Source organism: Daejeonella sp. JGW-45, from assembly GCF_029360805.1.
GTDB lineage: Bacteria > Bacteroidota > Bacteroidia > Sphingobacteriales > Sphingobacteriaceae > Daejeonella.
On the sequence record NZ_JARKNC010000010.1, the window covers coordinates 640698 to 659111 of the forward strand.

Sequence of the window (18414 nt, forward strand, 5' to 3'; positions counted from 1 at the left end):
AAGGATACTAGTATCCTTTGGTAAACTGGTTACAAATATAAACCATATATAGTTAAGTTTGCAAGTAAGAATTAAAAACCAAAAAAATTATGATACTAATTACAGGAGCCAACGGACATTTAGGGTCGGCCACTATTGAATTTTTAATGAAAAAAAATCCTGAGACCCCAATCAGGGCATTGGTAAGAACCGAAGAAAAAGGAACTGCATTCAAAGAAAAAGGAGTGGATATTGCTATTGGAGATTACTTCAACTATGATTCGCTGCTTGCCGCCCTGCAGGGTATTGATACCCTTTTATTGGTTTCATCCAGTTCCATAACCGGACGCTATGAACAGCACGCCAATGTTATAAAAGCGGCAAAGACAAGCGGTATACGCCATATCGTTTATACCAGTGTCCTAAAATCTTCACCTGAATCTAAATTTAGTGCCGGAATTGACCATGTAAAAACCGAAGCTGAAGTTAAAGCTTCAGGCATATCATATACCATCATGGGCAATACCTATTATGCTGATTTTTTGCCGATGCTGCTGGGTGATTTTAAGGAAACCGGTACCATTTATTACAGCTCAGGTGATGCAAGGGTTAATTTTGCCACTCGAAATGACATGGCAGAAGCCAATGCGGTAGTACTTTCCAATCCATCAGCCCATCAGAACAAAGTGTATAATATTACTGCATCTGCAGCTTATACATTTAAAGATATTGCCACTATGCTTTCAGATATTGTAAATAAACCCATCCAATATGTGGAAATTCCTCTGGAGGATTTGAAAAATGGCATGCTGCAACATGGCTTGCCGGAAGATGTTGCTGTTATGATGACAAGTATTGCAGAGACTATGAAAGCCGGTGAATTTGATTATGCTGATGATACCTTAGAAACATTAATAGGTCATAAACCTCTGGATTTAAAGGATTTTCTTAAAACTGTTTATTCACCACCGGCACTTACATAGTTATTTGCTGTAAAACCAGAATTATTCCATACACGAAAAAATATCAAACCATGAATTTAAAAGAAAAAATCGAAGACCTGAATCAAATGATTCTTACAGGTAAACAAATGGATGCCTTTGAAAAATATTATCATGAAGATGTGGTAATGCAGGAAAATAATCAATCTCCTACTGTTGGAAAATCAGCCAATCGAGAGAGAGAAAACCAATCAGTGCAAATGGTGGAAGCATTTCACGGAGCGGAAATAAAAGCGGTTGCTGTTGGCCCAGACGTTACCATGGTCGAATGGATGTTTGACATGACTTATAAAGGAGGTCATCGTGCAAAAATGGAACAGGTAGCGGTACAAAAATGGAAAGACGGACAAATTATTCACGAACGGTTTTATTATAATTCACCTAAATAAATATAAAAACAAGCACTCTAAATCCTTAAATTCTTTCTATGACAGAATTTTGGCGTAACATCAATCGTAACGATTAAACGAATAATCATTACATCCCGGGAGTTTGCAATATCGGGAAAGAAGAAATAAAAAGACGAAAATTCGCTGCTTTAGCATCACTGGTGGTTACCGTTATCCTCATAATGGTTTTATTGATGCTGCCTGAAAACCGACCGTGGAGATTAACGCTGTTTGTTCCAGTTACATCTTTCGCAGTTAGTTTTCAGCTGTGGTATTTCCGTTTCTGCGTTGCATTCGGGATAAAAGGATTATTAATTTCGGAAATCTCGGAAAAAATTACACAGTTGAACAAGCCAACTTCAGAAAGAAAGACCGTGCAAAAGCATGGCAGATGATAAACACAGGCATATTGGCAAGCATAATTGCCGCTTTGATAAATGCGGATTCGATGACGTTGTAATTGGCCTTTCGTCTTCTCTTACCGGTAATTACTTCGCTCATAACATTTTGTAATTAAAAATCATCCAATTCTAAAACTTCTATTGCTGAATGCAGGTAATAGTTCTTCAAAAGTATCTTCAATATTTGCGTTCTCATCCATCATGGCGAACACAGACTTAATATTAGAAAATATATGAGATGTCATAGATTTTGGGTTTACTGTGGCAAGTTTCACCATTGCATAAAATCTTTCCTATTCATATTTAATACTCATTAAATAATAAAACAACTCACAACCTTAAATAATCAGCTTGCCAATTTTAATGTTTTGGATATTGTTTTAGTTTGTGATTCTACTTTTGTTGGCAATTAGTTTATCCCTTTCCACCATTGATCAAATTGTTGTGGAATTTCTTTCAGCAAAACAACTTCTCCTATCTTTGGAGTTATTAATGGAATGTTTGCTTTTTGGGTGTTTTCAAAAGCTCTTATCAGAGGTTCGTTCCAGGCATGATTACCCAAAGCAAATTTTGAGGAATGCACCGTAAAGAGCCGTTTTGCGCTCAAATCGTTGGCAACCTGTACAATTTCCACGGGCAACAGATGCACGTGTTTCCAATTTTCATTGTATTGACCGTTTTCGATAATTGCCAAATCAAAAGGGCCAAATGTTTTTCCAATTTCAGCGAAATGTTTGTCATAGCCACTATCGCCACCAATGTATATTTTCATGGTGGGTGTTTGCAATACAAAAGAAATCCATAGAGCTTGGTTACGTTTAAAACCACGACCCGAAAAATGCCTGGCCGGTGCAGTATAGACCACGGAACCCGGTTCTAAAATTTCTTCCTCATTCCAGTCTTTTTCAATAATCATTTCTTTGGGAAAACCCCAGCTTTCAAAATGAGCACCCGTGCCTAGTCCGCAAATGACTTTTTTGATTTTCGGCTTTAATTTTTTGATGGCATTGTAATCCAGGTGATCCCAATGGTCGTGCGAAATAAAGAGATAATCTATTTCGGGGAAATCTTCCGGAGTATAATTATTGGTGCCTTTGAATGCTTTTATTGAAAATGAAAGAGGGGAGGCGTACCGGCTTAAAACGGGATCAACCAATATTTTTTTTCCGTCAATCTGCATAAAATAGGAGGAATGTCCAAACCACACCAGCAGGTCTTCGTTTTTGTCTAAATGCAACAGGTCGGTTTTTACGGAAGGAATTTCATCAACCGGTTTTACCCTTTTGCTTTTCTCAAAAAGAGATTCTTTCATAATGGTAAAATAGCTAACACCTTCCGACATAATTGGGGTTAGACTTTGGTTTTGAAAAGCACCATCGTGATAGTTGGGCGATTTTTTAATGCGTTCTAATCGTTCTCCTGTAGGTAATTTTCCGAATTGGGGTTGTTGCATAAAAATAACAACAGAAAACACCAATAATACAATGATGACAATGAGTATATACATTTTTTTTATGGATTTGGTATTTTTCATTTTTATGAGTTACCCAATTCAATCCTAAAAAGTTAAAAGGGGTTGAAAATTGCCAAACATCATAGCCCAGGGTTTAAACCGTGGGCTATGATGGAATAAACAACAACAAAAACCGTTTTAACGGTTTTTGTTAAAAATCTCATCAAAAAACTGTTTCATCGCTATCCAGGAACGCTCATCGGCTATTTTGTTATAGGCCAATCCTTTTGATGGATCATTACCATTGTTTATGTTAGAAAATCCGTGAACAGCGCTGCTATAGGATATAAGCTGATAATCTGTTCCGGCTTTGTTCATAGAACTTATAAAGGTGTTGAACTCTTCCGCACTCACAAAAGGATCTACTGCTCCATGGCACACCAATACTTTGGTTTTAATATTTTGGGCATCGTCAGGATTAGGTGTGCTTAAACCACCGTGAAAACTAATCACACCTTTTATCCCAACTCCGCTACGTGCTAATTCCAAAACGGTTGTCCCACCAAAGCAATAGCCCATAGCCGCAATATTGTTGACATCTACTTGCTTTTGTTTTTTGAAAACAGACAATGCAGCCTTGATACGGGAGCGAAGCAGTGTTGTGTCTTGTCTGTATTTGCCTGCATTGGCACCGGCGGACTGGAAGTCGGTAAACAAAACGCCTTTACCAAAAATATCGGCTGCAAAAGCTACATAACCTAACTGTGCCAATTTATTGGCACGGCTCTTTGCATAATCATCTATCCCCCACCATTCGTGAACTACTATTACGCCCGGTTTTGGAATTTTTATAGCATCATCATAATACAACCATCCTTGTAAAATGGTTTCACCGTCTTTGTATTCAACAGCTCTTGAAACTACTTTTGCAGAAACTTGAATACTTGTAAAGAGTATTACTGCAAAAAAGATTACTATTTTTTTCATCTGTATATAATTGTTTTTAATGGTGATGAAGCTTGCATGAGCTTATATTCATATCGCTGAGTGAGCGGTAAGCTCATGCAGGTTTCATTTCTTATTATTTTCTGGTTATTTAAGTTGTTTAAAAAAAGAAATCCCCGTTGGTTCTGTCTGCTGCGGTGAATTGGAGCATCCAGTGCGGATAGATGGGGGTAAGTTTGGTCAATTCATCTAAATGTGCCACATCTTCGGTTGTCATTTCCCACGTAGTCGCTTTAATGTTGTCTTCAATCTGATGTGGTTTGGTGGCTCCTATTAAAACTGAGGAAACGATAGGCTTTCTCAACAAATAATTTAAAGCGGCTTGTGCAATTGTTGCATTATTTTTATTAGCAATTTGCTCCAAAGCATCTACAATGGCATATCCCTTTTCCGGATTAATTTGAATAAAGTTTTGTTCTTCGTTACTTCTTCTGGTACCTTCTGGCATAGGTTGGTCTTTACGGTATTTTCCTGTTAAGAAACCACCTCCCAGCGGCGACCATGGCGTAAGTCCCAGACCCTGATCCTGGAGCAAAGGAACCAATTCATATTCGACATCCCTGGAAATAAGTGAGTATATTGCTTGTAGAGAAACAAATTTTTCAAAATGATTTTCTTTTGAAATAGCCAATGCCTTCATCAACTGCCACCCGGTAAAATTGCTTGCCCCGATGTAGCGGACTTTTCCCTGACGCACCAAATCCGTCAAAGCACTCAAGGTTTCTTCCAACGGTGTAATGGGGTCAAAACTGTGTACAATGTAATGATCAATATAGTCAGTACCCAATCTGCGTAAACTATTGTCACAGCTTTCAATAATGTGCTTACGGGAAAGCCCCACATTATTAATTTCTTTACTCATTCTGCCACGTACTTTGGTGGCAATCACCACTTCATTGCGTTTGTCTTTAAGGGCTTTCCCTAATATTTCCTCCGATTGCCCATGTGAATACACATCAGCAGAATCAAAATAATTGATGCCGGCATCCAAAGCAATATCCACCAGTCGTTTGCTGTCCTTGTAATCTAAACTTCCTACAACACTCCAGTAGCCACTGCTACCAAAACTCATGGTGCCAAAACAAAGTTCAGACACTAATAAACCAGATTTACCTAATTGATTGTATTTCATTACCTTTTTTTTAATTGTACGTTAATTGTTTTAAGATTTAACAGATAGTTTCCGTTAAAATGGGTTTCAATTCAAAAGCATTTGCCAATAATTCAAATGATTTTCTGCGAGCTTCATAGTCAACAGCCATAGTGGTTATCATAATTTCATCGGTTCACGGTGGCTGTAAAATTCAGACATGCCCATACAACCAAGTCCTACAGCAGACACTTCTAATCCTTGATTTTCTAATTTTTTTTTCATATGCTTTTATTTTTAACTGAATTTATTTTTCCCTTACTTCAATTTGCTTTTCCATGCTTCAAATTCAATGGCCACAATTCGCTGACCTGTTATTCCGTTGCTTTCATCGGACGAAAGAAATACAATTGGTGCAGCCATCACATTGGGGTTTAATAACTGAAAATATTGAATAATTTCTTCCCTAAACTCATTTGGTATCATGCCTGTTTCAGTAGCACCTCCAGGCAGCAACATATTAACGTCAATATTTTTTTCCTTTAAATCCTCTGCCATAATCAGTGACAACGATTCAGCACCTGCTCTTGATGGGCCATAAGGCACAAATCCTTTGCGGCGCATCGTTTCGTAGTTCATAGAGATGTTTATGATTTTTCCTTTGCCGGCTTGCAAAAAGAGGGGTACAAAAGCTTTGGCAACCAGAAAATACCCGGTGAGATTGGTGTCGATGAGGTTACGAAATCCTTCGGCAGTTACTTTATAAAATGGCTCTGGCTTTGATAAAAACGAAGGATTCACCGTGCGCATACCAATACCTGCATTATTAACAAGCACATCTAGTATTCCCCATTTATTTGTTACCCACTGTACGGCGTTTTCTATTTCGGTTTCGTTTCTCACATTCATCATCAGTCCGTATACTTCTGCATTAAGCGCTTTTACTTCTTCAACAGCGTTATGGATTTTTTCTTCCGAGCGCCCGGTAATTAGAACAGATGCACCTGCTGCAGCCACAGCTTTTGCCATGGCTAAACCAAGGCCTGAAGTGGCTCCTGTAATAATAATTTTCTTTCCTTGAAGATTGTCTGACATTATTTTAATAATTTATTATTTTCAAAATATCTTTTTCAATGGCTTCCGGCTTAGTGGTTGGTGCATATCTTTTTAGCACTTTTCCGTTTTTATCAATCAGAAACTTGGTGAAGTTCCATTTGATTTTGCTTCCCAAAAAGCCGCCTTTCTTACTTTTTAAGTAGGTGTAAACAGAATGTTCATTATTACCGTTTACATCCACTTTTTCAGTAAGTTGAAAGGTTACTCCGTGATTTATTTTGCAGGCTTGTTCTACTGTTTCATTTGTCTCCGGTTCCTGGTTCCTAAACTGTGCCGAGGGGAAACCCAGCACTACCAAACCTTTGTCTTTATATTTTTGATGTAGTGCCTCCAGCCCTTCAAACTGCGGTGCCAGTCCGCATTTGGTTGCCGTGTTTACGATCAATACATTTTTCCCTTTGAAATCTTTCATTTCCAGGATTTCTCCATTGGGCTTTTTAGCCTGCAGAGTATAAAATTCTGTTTCCATAATATTTTTTCCCATTACATTTTTGCTTTATCTAAAAAAACAATACTTAGCATGATGCTGATAGCCACAATCCCCAAAAAGAAAACAAGTACAGACATTTTGTTTTGAGAATTGATTTTGCTGTATCTAAAAAGCAGATAACCAATAACGATGTTAAACAAGCCCCACAATAGGTTTACTATTGGCACCGAAAGCCCTTTGCCTGGGGGATCAGCAAATGGTGAGGGAAAGGGGTTTCCGGAAACACCATTTACAAAATGGGGTACTGCATTGGCCAGGAACATGCCAGCAAAAAAGGCTGTCAAATAATGGTACCATTTCATATTAATCATGATTAGTTGATATTAATTCTACTTCAATGTTGTTTCGGGTTGCATTGGAGTACGGGCATACCTGATGCGCCTTTTCAGCAAATGCTTTCGCCTGCTCAAGATCAATCCCGGGTATGTTTATATTCAATTTCACAGCCAGTTGAAAACCGCCTGTTTTGTTTTTGAAAATGCTCACATTTGCTTCAACTGTAGTAATGCCGGTTTTTATTTTTTCCATCCTTATTACTCCGCTCAATGCACTGTCGAAACAGGCAGCATAGCCTGCAGCAAACAATTGTTCGGGGTTTGTGTAATCGTCATTAGCGCCACCTAATGCTTTTGGAAAACGGACTTCCAGGTTAAGTACATTATTGTCGCTTTTTACGTGTCCGTTTCTACCGCCAGTTGCAGTAACAGTGGATGTATAAAGTATTTCCATTTTGTCTGTGTGTTTTTTGTTGTTTATTAAATTGATTTGGTAGATTACTGATAAATAACACCCGTTACTTCCTTTACTAATTTTTGTAGGTATTTAGGATTAACATTGCAGCTTTTGATGTGTTTACTGAACTGCAGCGGAATATTTGCGGCTTGCTCCTCCATTTTCTTTCCCTGTTGAGTAAGTGATATGATCACGATCCTTTCATCCTTATCGCTTCTCGTCCTAGTTATAAGTTTATTTTTCTCTAACCGTTTTAAAAGGGGAGTAAGCGTGCCACTGTCTAACAACAGGCAGTCGCCCAATTCCTTTACGTTTACACTCTCCTTTTCCCAAAGCACCAACATCACCAGGTATTGGGGATAGGTAATGCCCAAGTTGGCTAAAAACGGTTGATACATACTGGTAATCTTACGGGACAAAGCATAGATGTGAAAGCATAGCTGGTTCTCTAATTTCAGAATTTCTTTCATCAAATTAAGTTGTTGGATTTGAATTGCAAAGTAATTAATTGTACAAAATTAAGTTGTACACAATTAAAAAACAAATAACTTTATACTTTTAAATTTAAGGGAAAACAATATTTTTCTTAATAATGAAATGGTAACTTTATAAGGTCAAATGCCACTTTGCGGATTACCTGCTTTGAACAGGAGAGGATTTTTAGGAAATATTTAGACCCTCTGCTCTAAAAATCCCCTTAAGTAGCTCTTATTGTCATTCTAATTTCATTTGATATTTATATCTAATACCGTTTGAATAGAATCGTCCTAATGATTCAGCTTGTACCATCACAACTGTAGTAGCGCGCTCCATTAATAAATGAGCTTTTCGAAGTATTCATTTGATCTGAATAACTGAACTTAGCGTCTCTCACCTAGTACAAGGCTTGGCTGTAGCTGCGCAGCGTGCCGCCATGATCTATTCCTTCTTCGCCATCTGTAAAAAGCATGAGGTTAATCCTTTCCAGTGGCTCAAATACGCCCTCCAGAATATCATGACTATCAATCATAAAGACATCCGGGACCTTTATCCACAGAACTTTAAGAAATTAATTAAAGTTCTGGAGATGGGGTTGGTCGGGCGGATACGTCTATACTTTGTTTTTCTGGTGAAATATCTTCCTTTCATTTACTACCACACTTTTAATGTTTCGCTTCTAAAAAGATTAGCCTTTAAATACAACAATTAGTGTGATCGTCAATAATAAGCAGGGGGGCATTTGCCCCCGTTATAACTAAACCAAACTCCGCATCCAAAGCCTTACTACACATGAGATGGGTTAAACTCTGCTTCCTCATACACCTCATGAAACTCCTGTGGCTCATAATCTTCCACCATCAATTCCTCTATGGGCTGTTTCTTCTTCTTACTAAACTTAGCAATCAACTTATCGAAGATGGCATACATCACAGGTACGACAACAAGGGTCAAGAACAATGAACTCAACAATCCACCGATAATTACCCATGCCAAACCATTCTTCCATTCTGCACCAGCACCGCTTGCTAGTGCAATTGGTAGCATACCGATTACCATGGCTATAGTTGTCATCAATATTGGACGAAGGCGTGCATGGTTAGCATCGATCAACGCCTGATAAGTACTTTCACCTTCAGCCTTTCTCTGGTTGGTAAAGTCAACCAAAATGATCGCGTTTTTAGCAACTAATCCAATTAACATTATTAAACCAAGTATGGTAAACAGATTAAGTGAATTATTAGTTAACGCCAATGCAAGCAACGCGCCTACTACCGACAAGGGTATAGAGAACAACACCACCAACGGATAAACGAAGCTGTTGTACAACGACACCAGGATAAGATATACCAGTACTACTGCTGCTAATAATGCAATACCTAGCGAACCAAAACCTTCGCTCTGGTTTTCCATGTCACCACTCCATATTGTTGTTACACCTGTAGGCTTTCTTAGCTTTTCTAAAGCTACCCCCCACTCCTGTGCTACAGAACCTGATGGACGACCAACAGTTTGTGCCTCCACGGTAACAGACGTGCTCTTGTCTCTTCTCTCCAACATGCTTGGACCAGAACCTTCACTGATAGTAGCGAATTGCGACAATCGAATTTGTTGACCAGTATTATTCGTGAACAAAAGATTACTTACATCCTGTATACTTTGCCTGTTAAAACTACCAAAGCGAATATTTATATCGTACTCATATTCCCCTTGCCTGAACTTACTATCTGTATTACCACTAAATGCAGTACGCATTGTTTGTCCTACAGTTGCAAGGTTCAATCCAAGCGCTGCCATCTTATCTCTGTCAACCTGAACATTGATTTCAGGATTACCTGCTTCAACAGATAATCGCATTTCAGTAGCACCTTTTATCTTTCTTAATTCTGCCATTGCAGCGTTAGCAAAAGCTAGAGCACTATCCAACGTTGGAGCAGTAACAACTAAAGCAAGAGGTGCCCGTTCTGCTGAACCCAAAATACTAATAGGTACTGTCTTCACTTTTGCACCAACAAGCATTGGTTGTAACTCTTGTTTAATCTTTGCAGCATAAATACTTGCTTCATCTGCCCTTTCTTTTTTAGGAACCAATTGCACATTTATTTCTGATTTGTATGCTGTTGCCTGCGTAGCACCCATACCATCACTAGATTGGCCTACAGTGGTAATAAGCTTTGTAACCTCCGGCTTTGTCTTCAGGTAGTTCTCCGCTTTTTGTGTAATAGCATTTGTTTGTTCAATAGAAGCATCTTTAGGCAGCTCAATCTGTACTAAAAATTCACCTCTGTCACTCTTGGCAAAAAACTCTGTACCAATAAACCCTGCTCCTACTAAAGCAAATGACGCTATCAGCAAGCCAAACACTAACGCCAATGTTGTTTTCTTATGAGCTAACGACCATTTCAAAATATTCGTAACCCAGTTTGTGAATTTGTGCAACCCTTTTTCGAAAGCAAGAATTATCCTTCCAAAGAAACTATTACCTGTTATACGTTCAAGCTTACCAAACCTGGATGACAACCATGGAACAATTGTGAACGATGATAACAGTGATAGCAATGTAGCTATGGATACCGTTACACAAAACTGCTTCAATATATCTGCAGCCAGACCTGTACTTAGTGCGATAGGTACAAACACCACCACAATAACCAATGTAATTGATGTAACAGTAAAACCTATTTCTTTTGTAGCATCATAGGCAGCACGAACACGGTTCTTACCCATTTCCATGTGCCGATAGATGTTTTCCAACACCACAATCGCATCATCCACCAATATCCCTACCACCAGTGATAGTCCTAACAACGACATCAGGTTTAGCGAGTAGCCAAGCAATGCCATAAATATAAATGTTGCAATTAACGATGCCGGAATGGCTACCATTACAATCAATGCGTTTCTTAAGCTATGCAGGAAGAACAACATAACAAAAGCTACCAGTAAAATCGCAATAAATAAGTCGAATATAACAGCATCTGCAGATTCTAACGTGTAGATAGAACTGTCATTCACTACATTCATCTTCAAGCCTGACGAAGCATAATCTTTTTGTAGTTTTTCTATTGCTGCACGTACCTGCTCACTTACGGCAACAGCATTAGCATCTGATTGCTTAATGATTTGTACGGCAATTGCACTGGTTTGGTCTACACGTGCTAACTTCTCGACATCTTTCTGGGTATCCTGTACATCTGCCACCTCCATCAGCCTAACCTGTGCACCGGCAGGAGAAGTAGCAATCACAAGATTACTTAACTCATCTATATTTTTATACTTACCGGTAAGCCTGATGAGTATATCCCTTTCCCTCGTTTGAACACTACCTGTTGGGAAGTCGAGGTTGCTTTGCAAGACTGCATTTTGTACCTGCAATAATGAAAGACCGTTTGCTTCAAGCCTGTTTGCGTCAATGCTTACCTGTATCTCACGCTCTTGTCCACCAATCAGGTTCACCCTTGCAACACCTTCGACTCTGGATAGTATAGGCGCAATCCGCTTATCCATAAGGTCGTAAAAAGTAGCCTCATCAACATTACCTGTACCTGACAACGTCATAACAGGTAAGTCATCCAGCGAAAATTTAGCTAACGAAGGCGGGTCTACATCTTCTGGTAAGTCCTTTAAAATAGCGTTCACCTTACGTTGTGCATCGTTTAAGGCATAGTCTACATCGCTGCCGCTTTTAAGCGTTATAATTACCGTTGATACACTTTCAAACGACTTCGTGTCTAGCTTCTTAATGTTCTCCATTGAAGACACTGCATCTTCAATCTTCTTCGATACGGTATTTTCAACTTCGCTAGGAGATGCACCCGGGTACACCGTTGTAATAGATACGACGGCCGGGCTGAACTTCGGTAACAACTCGTAATTAAGCGAAGTATAACTTAACAACCCTCCTAATATAAGTACTGTAAAAAGTACTATCACCAGCGTTGGGCGTTTTATAGATATTTCTGCAATTTTCATTTTTCAAATTATTTATAATCTCTCTTTCAGTTCGTTTTTTTTTGTGTAGCACGCTTTAGTAGCTCCGATTAATCATCCGTTGCGTCGCACTCTGGTGCTGAAGAAAATTCTTTGTTGTTGCGGGGAACGAAGCAACAGCTCTACTGATTTTAAATCTTTTTCAATTCAATCATCAGATTGCTTCGTCGTACCTCCTACCATTGACGTTTACTTTTGTTCTTGACTTCGTATTAATTGAAATATATAAACTACAGGAACAAGCAAGTGGCACAACGATATCTAATCCTTATCCCGTTGCCCGTCCCCAAAAAATCGTTCTAACAAATCATGTTTTCTTAAAGCCTATTTAAGGGTTGTGGTCCCTTAAATAGGCTTCACTTTACTTCCGTCAACAAGGTTTATCTGACCGCTTGTAATAACCTTATCGCCTGTAGTTAAACCTTGAAGTATTTCAACCTGCTCGCCAATAATTCTGCCGGGAATAACCTTGCGTGTTCTTGCTACGTTACCTGCATCAAGTACAAACACTTTATTGCTGCTTACGCTACCAACAAAGGCGGCACGTGGCACAACAACTACAGGAGTTTGACCTGGAAAATCGAAGATGGCAGTCCCATACATGCCCGCCTTTAGCTGGCTGCCTGCATTTGCTATCTCAATCTCAACAGGAAAGTTTAAAGCAGCATCAGCCTTTGCTGCAATAAAGCTTACACGACCTGTAAAGGTTTTATCAGGAAACACACTTGCTTTTACCTGTACAGGACTACCAATTTTTAACTGAGCAACCTGGTTCTCGTTTACATTAACTGTAAGCTTTAGCTTCGATACATCTACAATCTCAAACATTTTTGTACCAGGAGAAACATAAGCTCCAGGCTCTATGTAACGCTTGTTGATGATACCGTTGATGGAAGCTCTTGCATTAGCATCACCAACACGAATACGTGATTGAGACACGCGTGCCCTTGCATTTGTAACGGCAAGTCTTGCCTGATCGAGTTGTTGTTGGGTAACACCTCCGGTTTTAAAAGCATTCTCGTAACGCTGCAGGTCTCGTAGTGCATTTTGAAGCGTTGCCTGTCCACTTTCTAAATCAACATTTAGCGTACCTGCATCAACTATAGCCAATGTTTGACCTCTCCTTACACGACTACCTTCATCCACCAAAACCCTCACAACACGACCTGCACTTTCAGAAGCAAAATCCATTTGCGCTGCAGGTGCAAAGTTTCCATTAACAGCAAAATCTAAATCAAGCGTTTGTGTTTGCACATCGGCTACCCTAACAGCCACATCACTGCTTGATTGTGCAACTACAGCCGTCTTAGCTTCGTTCTTCTTTTTGTTATTTGTAAGAATCCAACCTATCAGCGCAACAGATCCTGCAATGATTGCTACGGTTAATAATGTTCTTACTACAGACCTCTTTTTCATTTGTATTTTTTTATTAGTTTAGTTTAGTAAAGATTTAAGTGAACCTTGTGCTTTTATCAATTGTATTTCGGCAACTCTATAATCGAGTAACGCTGATGAATAATTTGTTTGTGCTTCTGTTAATGAGTTTTCTGCATCAATCAAATCGGTTAATGTTGCAAGACCATTGTTGTAGTTGTTTAGCGTATTTGAGTAAACCTCTTGCGCCAACCTTACGTTCTCCTGCTGGTTGTTCAGTGTAATAACACTGTTGTTGATTTGTGTTTTTGCATTCTCGTAAGCAAGGTTTAACGACAACTTTGTCTGAGCTATATCTTCGTTCAACTTACTGATTGCTACATCAGCTTGTTTTATTCTTGCTTTAGTAGCACCGCCATTAAAAATCGGCACACGAAGGTTTAAACCCACTGATGCAACATCAAACCAGTTAGCACCTTCTGACTGACCTTTAAATATCGGGAAACTGTTACTCAAACCTTGGTATGAATAGGAGCCTGATAGCGATAAGTTAGGCAAGTACTCACTCTTGGTTGACTGGCGCTGGTACTCCAACAATGTTCTTTGAGTTTTTAGTACTGCCAATTCTGTTCTGGTCGAAACATCTACAGTATCTGTTTGTAGTATTGCCTGTGCTCTTATTGTAGCCAACTCAACATCAGGAACTGTAATAGGTGTTTCAATAGGCATTCCTATGTAAAACTTCAACTGATTTTGTAACAGCTCTACAGCGTTCAACAGTTGTTGACGACGGCTTCTTAGGTTAGATACATTTACTGCTATCCGGTCTACATCTATCTTTTTGGCTAAGCCATTGTCATACAAACTTTGTAATACGGCCTGCACCTTCTGTGTATTCTTGATGGTGCTATCAATTAAGCCAAGTTGCTGTCGTTGTACTAATACCCGGTAGTAACTGGTGGCTACCTGTTCAATAATCTGCTCTTCGGTTAGTTGCTTATTTAACCTGTAAAACTCCACTGTTGTACGAGCAGCCTTTAACCCTGTAAATACAGAGTTATCAAATAATGTTTGGTTAAAAGATACCCCAGCATTTGCATTCCACTTTTGACCAAATGCCACTAATACAGTCTCACCTGGACGCCCAAAAAAGTCACCGGGTAGAGCACTTTGTTGAAGAATTGGATTATAAGTTAACCCACCTGAACCGTTTATCTGTGGTAAAGCTCTCGCCCTTACTTCATCAATTCTGTATTGACTGTTCTCTACATCCAGGTTTGCCTTTCTTGCATTCTGGCTTGCTTCTAAGGCATACTTCAATGCATCTTTTAAGTAAAGCGTAGTAGGCTGCTGTGCGTTAGAAGTGTTGAGGAACATTACTGCGATGAACATTAGCAGCAACTTCCAAACACCCCTAGATTGTCTCAGGCGCTTTTTTTTGTTTGTTTGTTTCATTTCAATTCGAAAACTATGTTTCATTATCTGCTTTTAAATATTTAATTATTAAACTTTTTCCCTTTGGTGTTGCAATTGCATGCAGGTAGAACTCGGTTAACTGCATCAGTTTGTGCAATTGCATGGGTCTTCCTATAAGAGTTCTTGCATCGAGAACTGTTAGTATTTGCTGTAGACGTATATCTACTGTAAAAGGAATATTTATATCAGGACGATATACTTCTTCATTTATTCCTTGTTTCAAGTTTTCGGTAATGAACGGGAGTAGCCAATTCTTTTGAAAATCTTCTATCCTTCTCCAGATGACTGGGAAGAATTTCTTAAGTTGATAGAAGAAAGATGCACTGATATTCGCAACTACATCAGCTGCCGCTGCTGTGAAAAGAACTACCTCTTCAATCGGGTTATTAGCGTGCTTTCTACATTCAGAGGTCCGGTCTTTAAAACCTTCAATTAAATCCTCCACTATCCGTTCAACCAGTTGGTTTTTATCTACAAAACATTTATAGATTGTCTTTTTAGATACAGCCACACCTTTGGAGATATCATCCATCGATACGCTCTTTATGCCATTCGAAAAGAACAGCTCTCTTGCTTTGGATATAATCAGTTCTTCCATTCGTTACTTTTCAATCCGTTTAACAAAATTTGCATTACATCCTTCTGCTTATCAAATAAGGCATCCATATCCAGGTTTTGTAGAAACGGTGACTTGCCTTTGATACAATGGTCAAAAGCCTGGAGGGTTTCAAGTAGTAGCCGTGCTGTCTTTTCGGTATCAAGCGGACGAAGTGTTTTAGCCTCTATTCCTCGCTTCAAAAAATCTGATACGATTCGTTCTTTCCTTAAATGAGATTGTTGGATAAAATGCGTGAATTGCGGAGACAACTTATTCATTTCAACACTTTCGGACTGGAGTGCTAACATCATGTACTTCTTAAAGAACTGTCTCTTAACTTCTATTAAAGCTAACAAACCATCTTCCACAGAACTTACCGAGCTTAATGCTGAATTAAATCCTTCCAAAACCTCGTTTATTATCTTTTGTCCAACAGCCTCAAGCAGTGTGCCTTTATCCTGGAAATAGTAAAATAAGGATGCTTTTGAAATACCTATATCCTCCGCTATTTCCCCAAGCGTTGTCTTATTGATACCAAAATGTGTAAACCTTTTGATAGCAGCCTCTACGATGTGGTCCTGCTTCACCGAAACCTCTTCTTTCATTTCGAGTATTTGACTTAATTAATTACTGACTTTTTTGCTTTAAAAGTCAAAGTTACAACAAACAAGACTTCGTTCCAAATTTTTGTAGATTTTCAATGCATATTAATTGTTAAACATGGGCGTCAACGGCAACCACGAAGAGCGCCCTCGTGAGTTTTTTTCCGAGTTGGAGGTAGTAAAGTTTAGCAACTCAAGCCTTTAACGAAGATGGCAGCAACTTCCTTCTCCCTTATTAGAAGTTTGTAAAACTGCCCTTGATCAGGAAAAAAATTTGCTTTACGGCCGAAAGTAGCATGTCGCAGGCCGTCAAGGCATTCAATTAGTAGTTCGGCTACTTTTAGTGTATCCTTAATTTTTAAGCCTTGTGCTTTTGCGTTATTAGAGAGGATGGTAGCGATAAGATTAATATCCCTGCTCCTGCTTGCAATAAAGATGGTTTCAAGTTCAGAGGGAAAAGAGGTACCTATTGTTTTGAGGTACTCAAGGATGTTATAGTTCTTGATGATAAACTCCGTTCTTGTTTCTAAGTATTTATTAAGCGCATTTAACAGGTATTGTTCGTTTAATAAGTCACGTTCATTAGCCCGTTCGGCTTCAATGCTCCCTTGCAAGACTGCAGCATACAGATTTAGCTTGTCAGGGAAGTAGTAATATAAAGACGCCTTTGATATAGACAAGTCATCCGCGATCTCATTCATAGTTGTTTTCGCAACACCAAAATGTGAGAACCGCTTTTTCGCTGCTTCAATTATTTCATCTCTTTTTTTGTCCTGTGCCATTGTTTCTTACCGTTTTTCTTAATCGCGTGTTGAGTGTTAAATGTTCACGGAAAAGTAAGTAAGATATCAAAAATAATTTCTCCTCCTAATCTTTGCCTTGCTCTTTCGTGTTGGCTATTAACCTTGTTAATTAAGCTTTTCCCGGAATATGCAGTGTGGGGTTTGTTAAAGCGTATTCCATTACACTGCTAACTACATTGTTATAAGCGGTCGAAAGTTCATCTTCACTCTTTTTTCTTTTTTCGTTTTGGAGTTTTTCATTCTCTTCTAAAATAGTTATTCCTAGATTGTCAACATGAACTAGTTCATGGAACTGGCATGTTATACAGTTATCAATTATGAAATCTCGAGCTTTTGCTTCCAACTGTATACCGCTCCACGCAGCTGTAGTGTGTGGCCATTTATTTCCACATTTGACTTTTGTTATAAGGATTTAAGCGATGACGAGATAAGAATAAAATTAAATGTTCAGTTCTTAAGACGAATAATCTAAGATACTTACTAATAATTTTAGTAAACTAGCAGATGTATTTTTGTTGATAACGACTGCCTTTATTAAAGAGACATAAACAATTAAACTCCTATTTTTACCCTATATGGGAAAACCATTTGTAAAAGAGCTAGAAAAAATAAGTGATACCTTTGGATTGGGCGCTCGATCAATCCGACGGTGACATCCGTGATGAAATTCTCCATAATAGTGAAAAGCCACTTTTTGTAGTAGGTTCAGGAGGTTCATATTATTTAAACTACTTTAGTAACTTTATATCATAAGTTTTGCAGCTAAAAGGTGAAACAACGTAGTGAGTGATTCGAAGAGTAAAGAATTTCCGACTACATAAGACATTAACAACCAGTAGGTTACGAACAAGGTTTTAGTTCCCTACGGGCTACGATCCCGCTTTACCCATGGTAAAGCGGGATTTTTATTTTAAGGAAAATTGCTCCCTTCTCAAAGTGGTCAAACTGTAAGCTTCGCTGAAATCAACATAAAAGCCGTTTTCTTTGCTAAGAGAACGGCTTTTATGTTTTGAGAAAAAATGATACCGTCAAACTCCGAGTACCCATCTCACATCAAAGGCATCTGTTATCTCGACCAGTTTTTGCTCGTCGTTATGCATCGCGGGGAGATCCTTGTGACCTGGCCTTAATTTTGTAATGAGCGCCCTCCTGGTGTTCGCATTTTCACACGGAAGAAAGACTGAAAGATAATTTCCGATCTTCCTTCCTTCATTGTGTGCCAGATCTGAACCGTGAATAACTATATGATCAGAAAATAAAGAACCGCAAACAACGGGTGTTTCTGTATAGCCACGAAGTTCTTCATCAAATGTTTCAAAGTGCAGGGTTCCGCCAAAGCAATCCTGGTAAAACGAAAGTGCCTTCCTGCAGTTTCCCGAAAACGTGATAAAAACCCCGCTGCTTATTTGATTGCTGTTTTGAACTAACATAGGCAAAT

At 38.8% G+C, this 18414-nt stretch carries 20 protein-coding genes and 1 pseudogene; 3 read left to right on the forward strand and 18 right to left on the reverse strand.

Going from position 1 to position 18414, the window contains the following annotated elements:
* Nucleotides 1-89 precede the first annotated feature (89 nt).
* Nucleotides 90-962 (forward strand): SDR family oxidoreductase, encoded by an 873-nt coding sequence (locus P2W76_RS16495; protein WP_276349000.1) that lies wholly within the window; start codon nt 90-92, stop codon nt 960-962.
* Nucleotides 963-1012: 50 nt separating this feature from the next.
* Nucleotides 1013-1369, forward strand: coding sequence for a nuclear transport factor 2 family protein (locus tag P2W76_RS16500; RefSeq protein WP_276349001.1), 357 nt, complete (start codon nt 1013-1015; stop codon nt 1367-1369).
* Nucleotides 1370-1705: 336 nt separating this feature from the next.
* Here P2W76_RS16500 and P2W76_RS16505 read toward each other — a convergent pair whose 3' ends face one another.
* The 10 genes from P2W76_RS16505 to P2W76_RS16550 form a co-directional block, all read right to left on the reverse strand.
* Complete coding sequence (locus tag P2W76_RS16505; RefSeq protein ID WP_276349002.1) at nt 1706-1870, reverse strand: hypothetical protein; 165 nt, start codon at nt 1868-1870, stop codon at nt 1706-1708.
* Between the two features lie 19 nt (nt 1871-1889).
* A complete protein-coding gene (locus tag P2W76_RS16510) occupies nt 1890-2015 on the reverse strand; it encodes a hypothetical protein (RefSeq protein ID WP_276349003.1) in 126 nt (41 codons plus the stop codon).
* A 164-nt stretch (nt 2016-2179) separates the two neighbouring features.
* Complete coding sequence (locus P2W76_RS16515) at nt 2180-3304, reverse strand: MBL fold metallo-hydrolase (RefSeq protein ID WP_276349004.1); 1125 nt, start codon at nt 3302-3304, stop codon at nt 2180-2182.
* A gap of 117 nt (nt 3305-3421) precedes the next feature.
* Nucleotides 3422-4210: a dienelactone hydrolase family protein gene (locus tag P2W76_RS16520; RefSeq protein ID WP_276349005.1), complete on the reverse strand. Its 789-nt coding sequence runs from the start codon at nt 4208-4210 to the stop codon at nt 3422-3424.
* 118 nt (nt 4211-4328) lie between these two features.
* Nucleotides 4329-5360, reverse strand: a complete 1032-nt coding sequence (locus tag P2W76_RS16525) for an aldo/keto reductase (protein ID WP_276349006.1) — start codon at nt 5358-5360, stop codon at nt 4329-4331.
* Nucleotides 5361-5636: 276 nt separating this feature from the next.
* On the reverse strand, nt 5637-6413 hold the full coding sequence (locus P2W76_RS16530; protein WP_276349007.1) for an SDR family oxidoreductase: 777 nt from the start codon (nt 6411-6413) through the stop codon (nt 5637-5639).
* A 4-nt stretch (nt 6414-6417) separates the two neighbouring features.
* Entirely contained in the window at nt 6418-6903 is a 486-nt protein-coding gene (locus P2W76_RS16535; protein ID WP_276349008.1) for a glutathione peroxidase, read from the reverse strand.
* A gap of 14 nt (nt 6904-6917) precedes the next feature.
* Nucleotides 6918-7226: a hypothetical protein gene (locus P2W76_RS16540; protein WP_276349009.1), complete on the reverse strand. Its 309-nt coding sequence runs from the start codon at nt 7224-7226 to the stop codon at nt 6918-6920.
* A gap of 1 nt (nt 7227) precedes the next feature.
* Nucleotides 7228-7653, reverse strand: a complete 426-nt coding sequence (locus P2W76_RS16545; RefSeq protein WP_276349010.1) for an organic hydroperoxide resistance protein — start codon at nt 7651-7653, stop codon at nt 7228-7230.
* A gap of 44 nt (nt 7654-7697) precedes the next feature.
* Nucleotides 7698-8126 carry a MarR family transcriptional regulator gene (locus P2W76_RS16550; protein WP_276349011.1) on the reverse strand — a complete coding sequence of 143 codons (429 nt, stop codon included), beginning with the start codon at nt 8124-8126 and terminating at the stop codon, nt 7698-7700.
* Between the two features lie 425 nt (nt 8127-8551).
* Here P2W76_RS16550 and P2W76_RS16555 point away from each other — a divergent pair.
* Nucleotides 8552-8707: pseudogene (locus P2W76_RS16555) on the forward strand (IS66 family transposase); the annotation flags it as partial.
* 212 nt (nt 8708-8919) lie between these two features.
* Here P2W76_RS16555 and P2W76_RS16560 read toward each other — a convergent pair.
* The 8 genes from P2W76_RS16560 to P2W76_RS16595 all read right to left on the reverse strand — a co-directional run bounded on the left by P2W76_RS16560 (nt 8920) and on the right by P2W76_RS16595 (nt 18406).
* Nucleotides 8920-12105 carry an efflux RND transporter permease subunit gene (locus P2W76_RS16560; protein WP_276349012.1) on the reverse strand — a complete coding sequence of 1062 codons (3186 nt, stop codon included), beginning with the start codon at nt 12103-12105 and terminating at the stop codon, nt 8920-8922.
* Nucleotides 12106-12468: 363 nt separating this feature from the next.
* A complete protein-coding gene (locus P2W76_RS16565) occupies nt 12469-13539 on the reverse strand; it encodes an efflux RND transporter periplasmic adaptor subunit (RefSeq protein WP_276349013.1) in 1071 nt (356 codons plus the stop codon).
* Nucleotides 13540-13557: 18 nt separating this feature from the next.
* Nucleotides 13558-14976 (reverse strand): TolC family protein, encoded by a 1419-nt coding sequence (locus P2W76_RS16570; protein WP_276349014.1) that lies wholly within the window; start codon nt 14974-14976, stop codon nt 13558-13560.
* Entirely contained in the window at nt 14966-15571 is a 606-nt protein-coding gene (locus P2W76_RS16575) for a TetR/AcrR family transcriptional regulator (protein WP_276349015.1), read from the reverse strand. The genes P2W76_RS16570 and P2W76_RS16575 overlap by 11 nt, the downstream gene beginning before the upstream one ends.
* Nucleotides 15559-16176, reverse strand: a complete 618-nt coding sequence (locus P2W76_RS16580; protein WP_276349016.1) for a TetR/AcrR family transcriptional regulator — start codon at nt 16174-16176, stop codon at nt 15559-15561. Before P2W76_RS16580 ends, P2W76_RS16575 begins: the two co-directional genes overlap by 13 nt.
* A gap of 182 nt (nt 16177-16358) precedes the next feature.
* Nucleotides 16359-16955, reverse strand: coding sequence for a TetR/AcrR family transcriptional regulator (locus tag P2W76_RS16585; protein ID WP_276349017.1), 597 nt, complete (start codon nt 16953-16955; stop codon nt 16359-16361).
* Nucleotides 16956-17085: 130 nt separating this feature from the next.
* The gene (locus tag P2W76_RS16590) at nt 17086-17319 is read right to left on the reverse strand and encodes a hypothetical protein (protein WP_276349018.1); all 234 of its coding nucleotides are present in this window, start codon (nt 17317-17319) and stop codon (nt 17086-17088) included.
* Between the two features lie 685 nt (nt 17320-18004).
* Complete coding sequence (locus tag P2W76_RS16595; protein ID WP_276349019.1) at nt 18005-18406, reverse strand: glyoxalase; 402 nt, start codon at nt 18404-18406, stop codon at nt 18005-18007.
* Nucleotides 18407-18414: the final 8 nt, after the last annotated feature.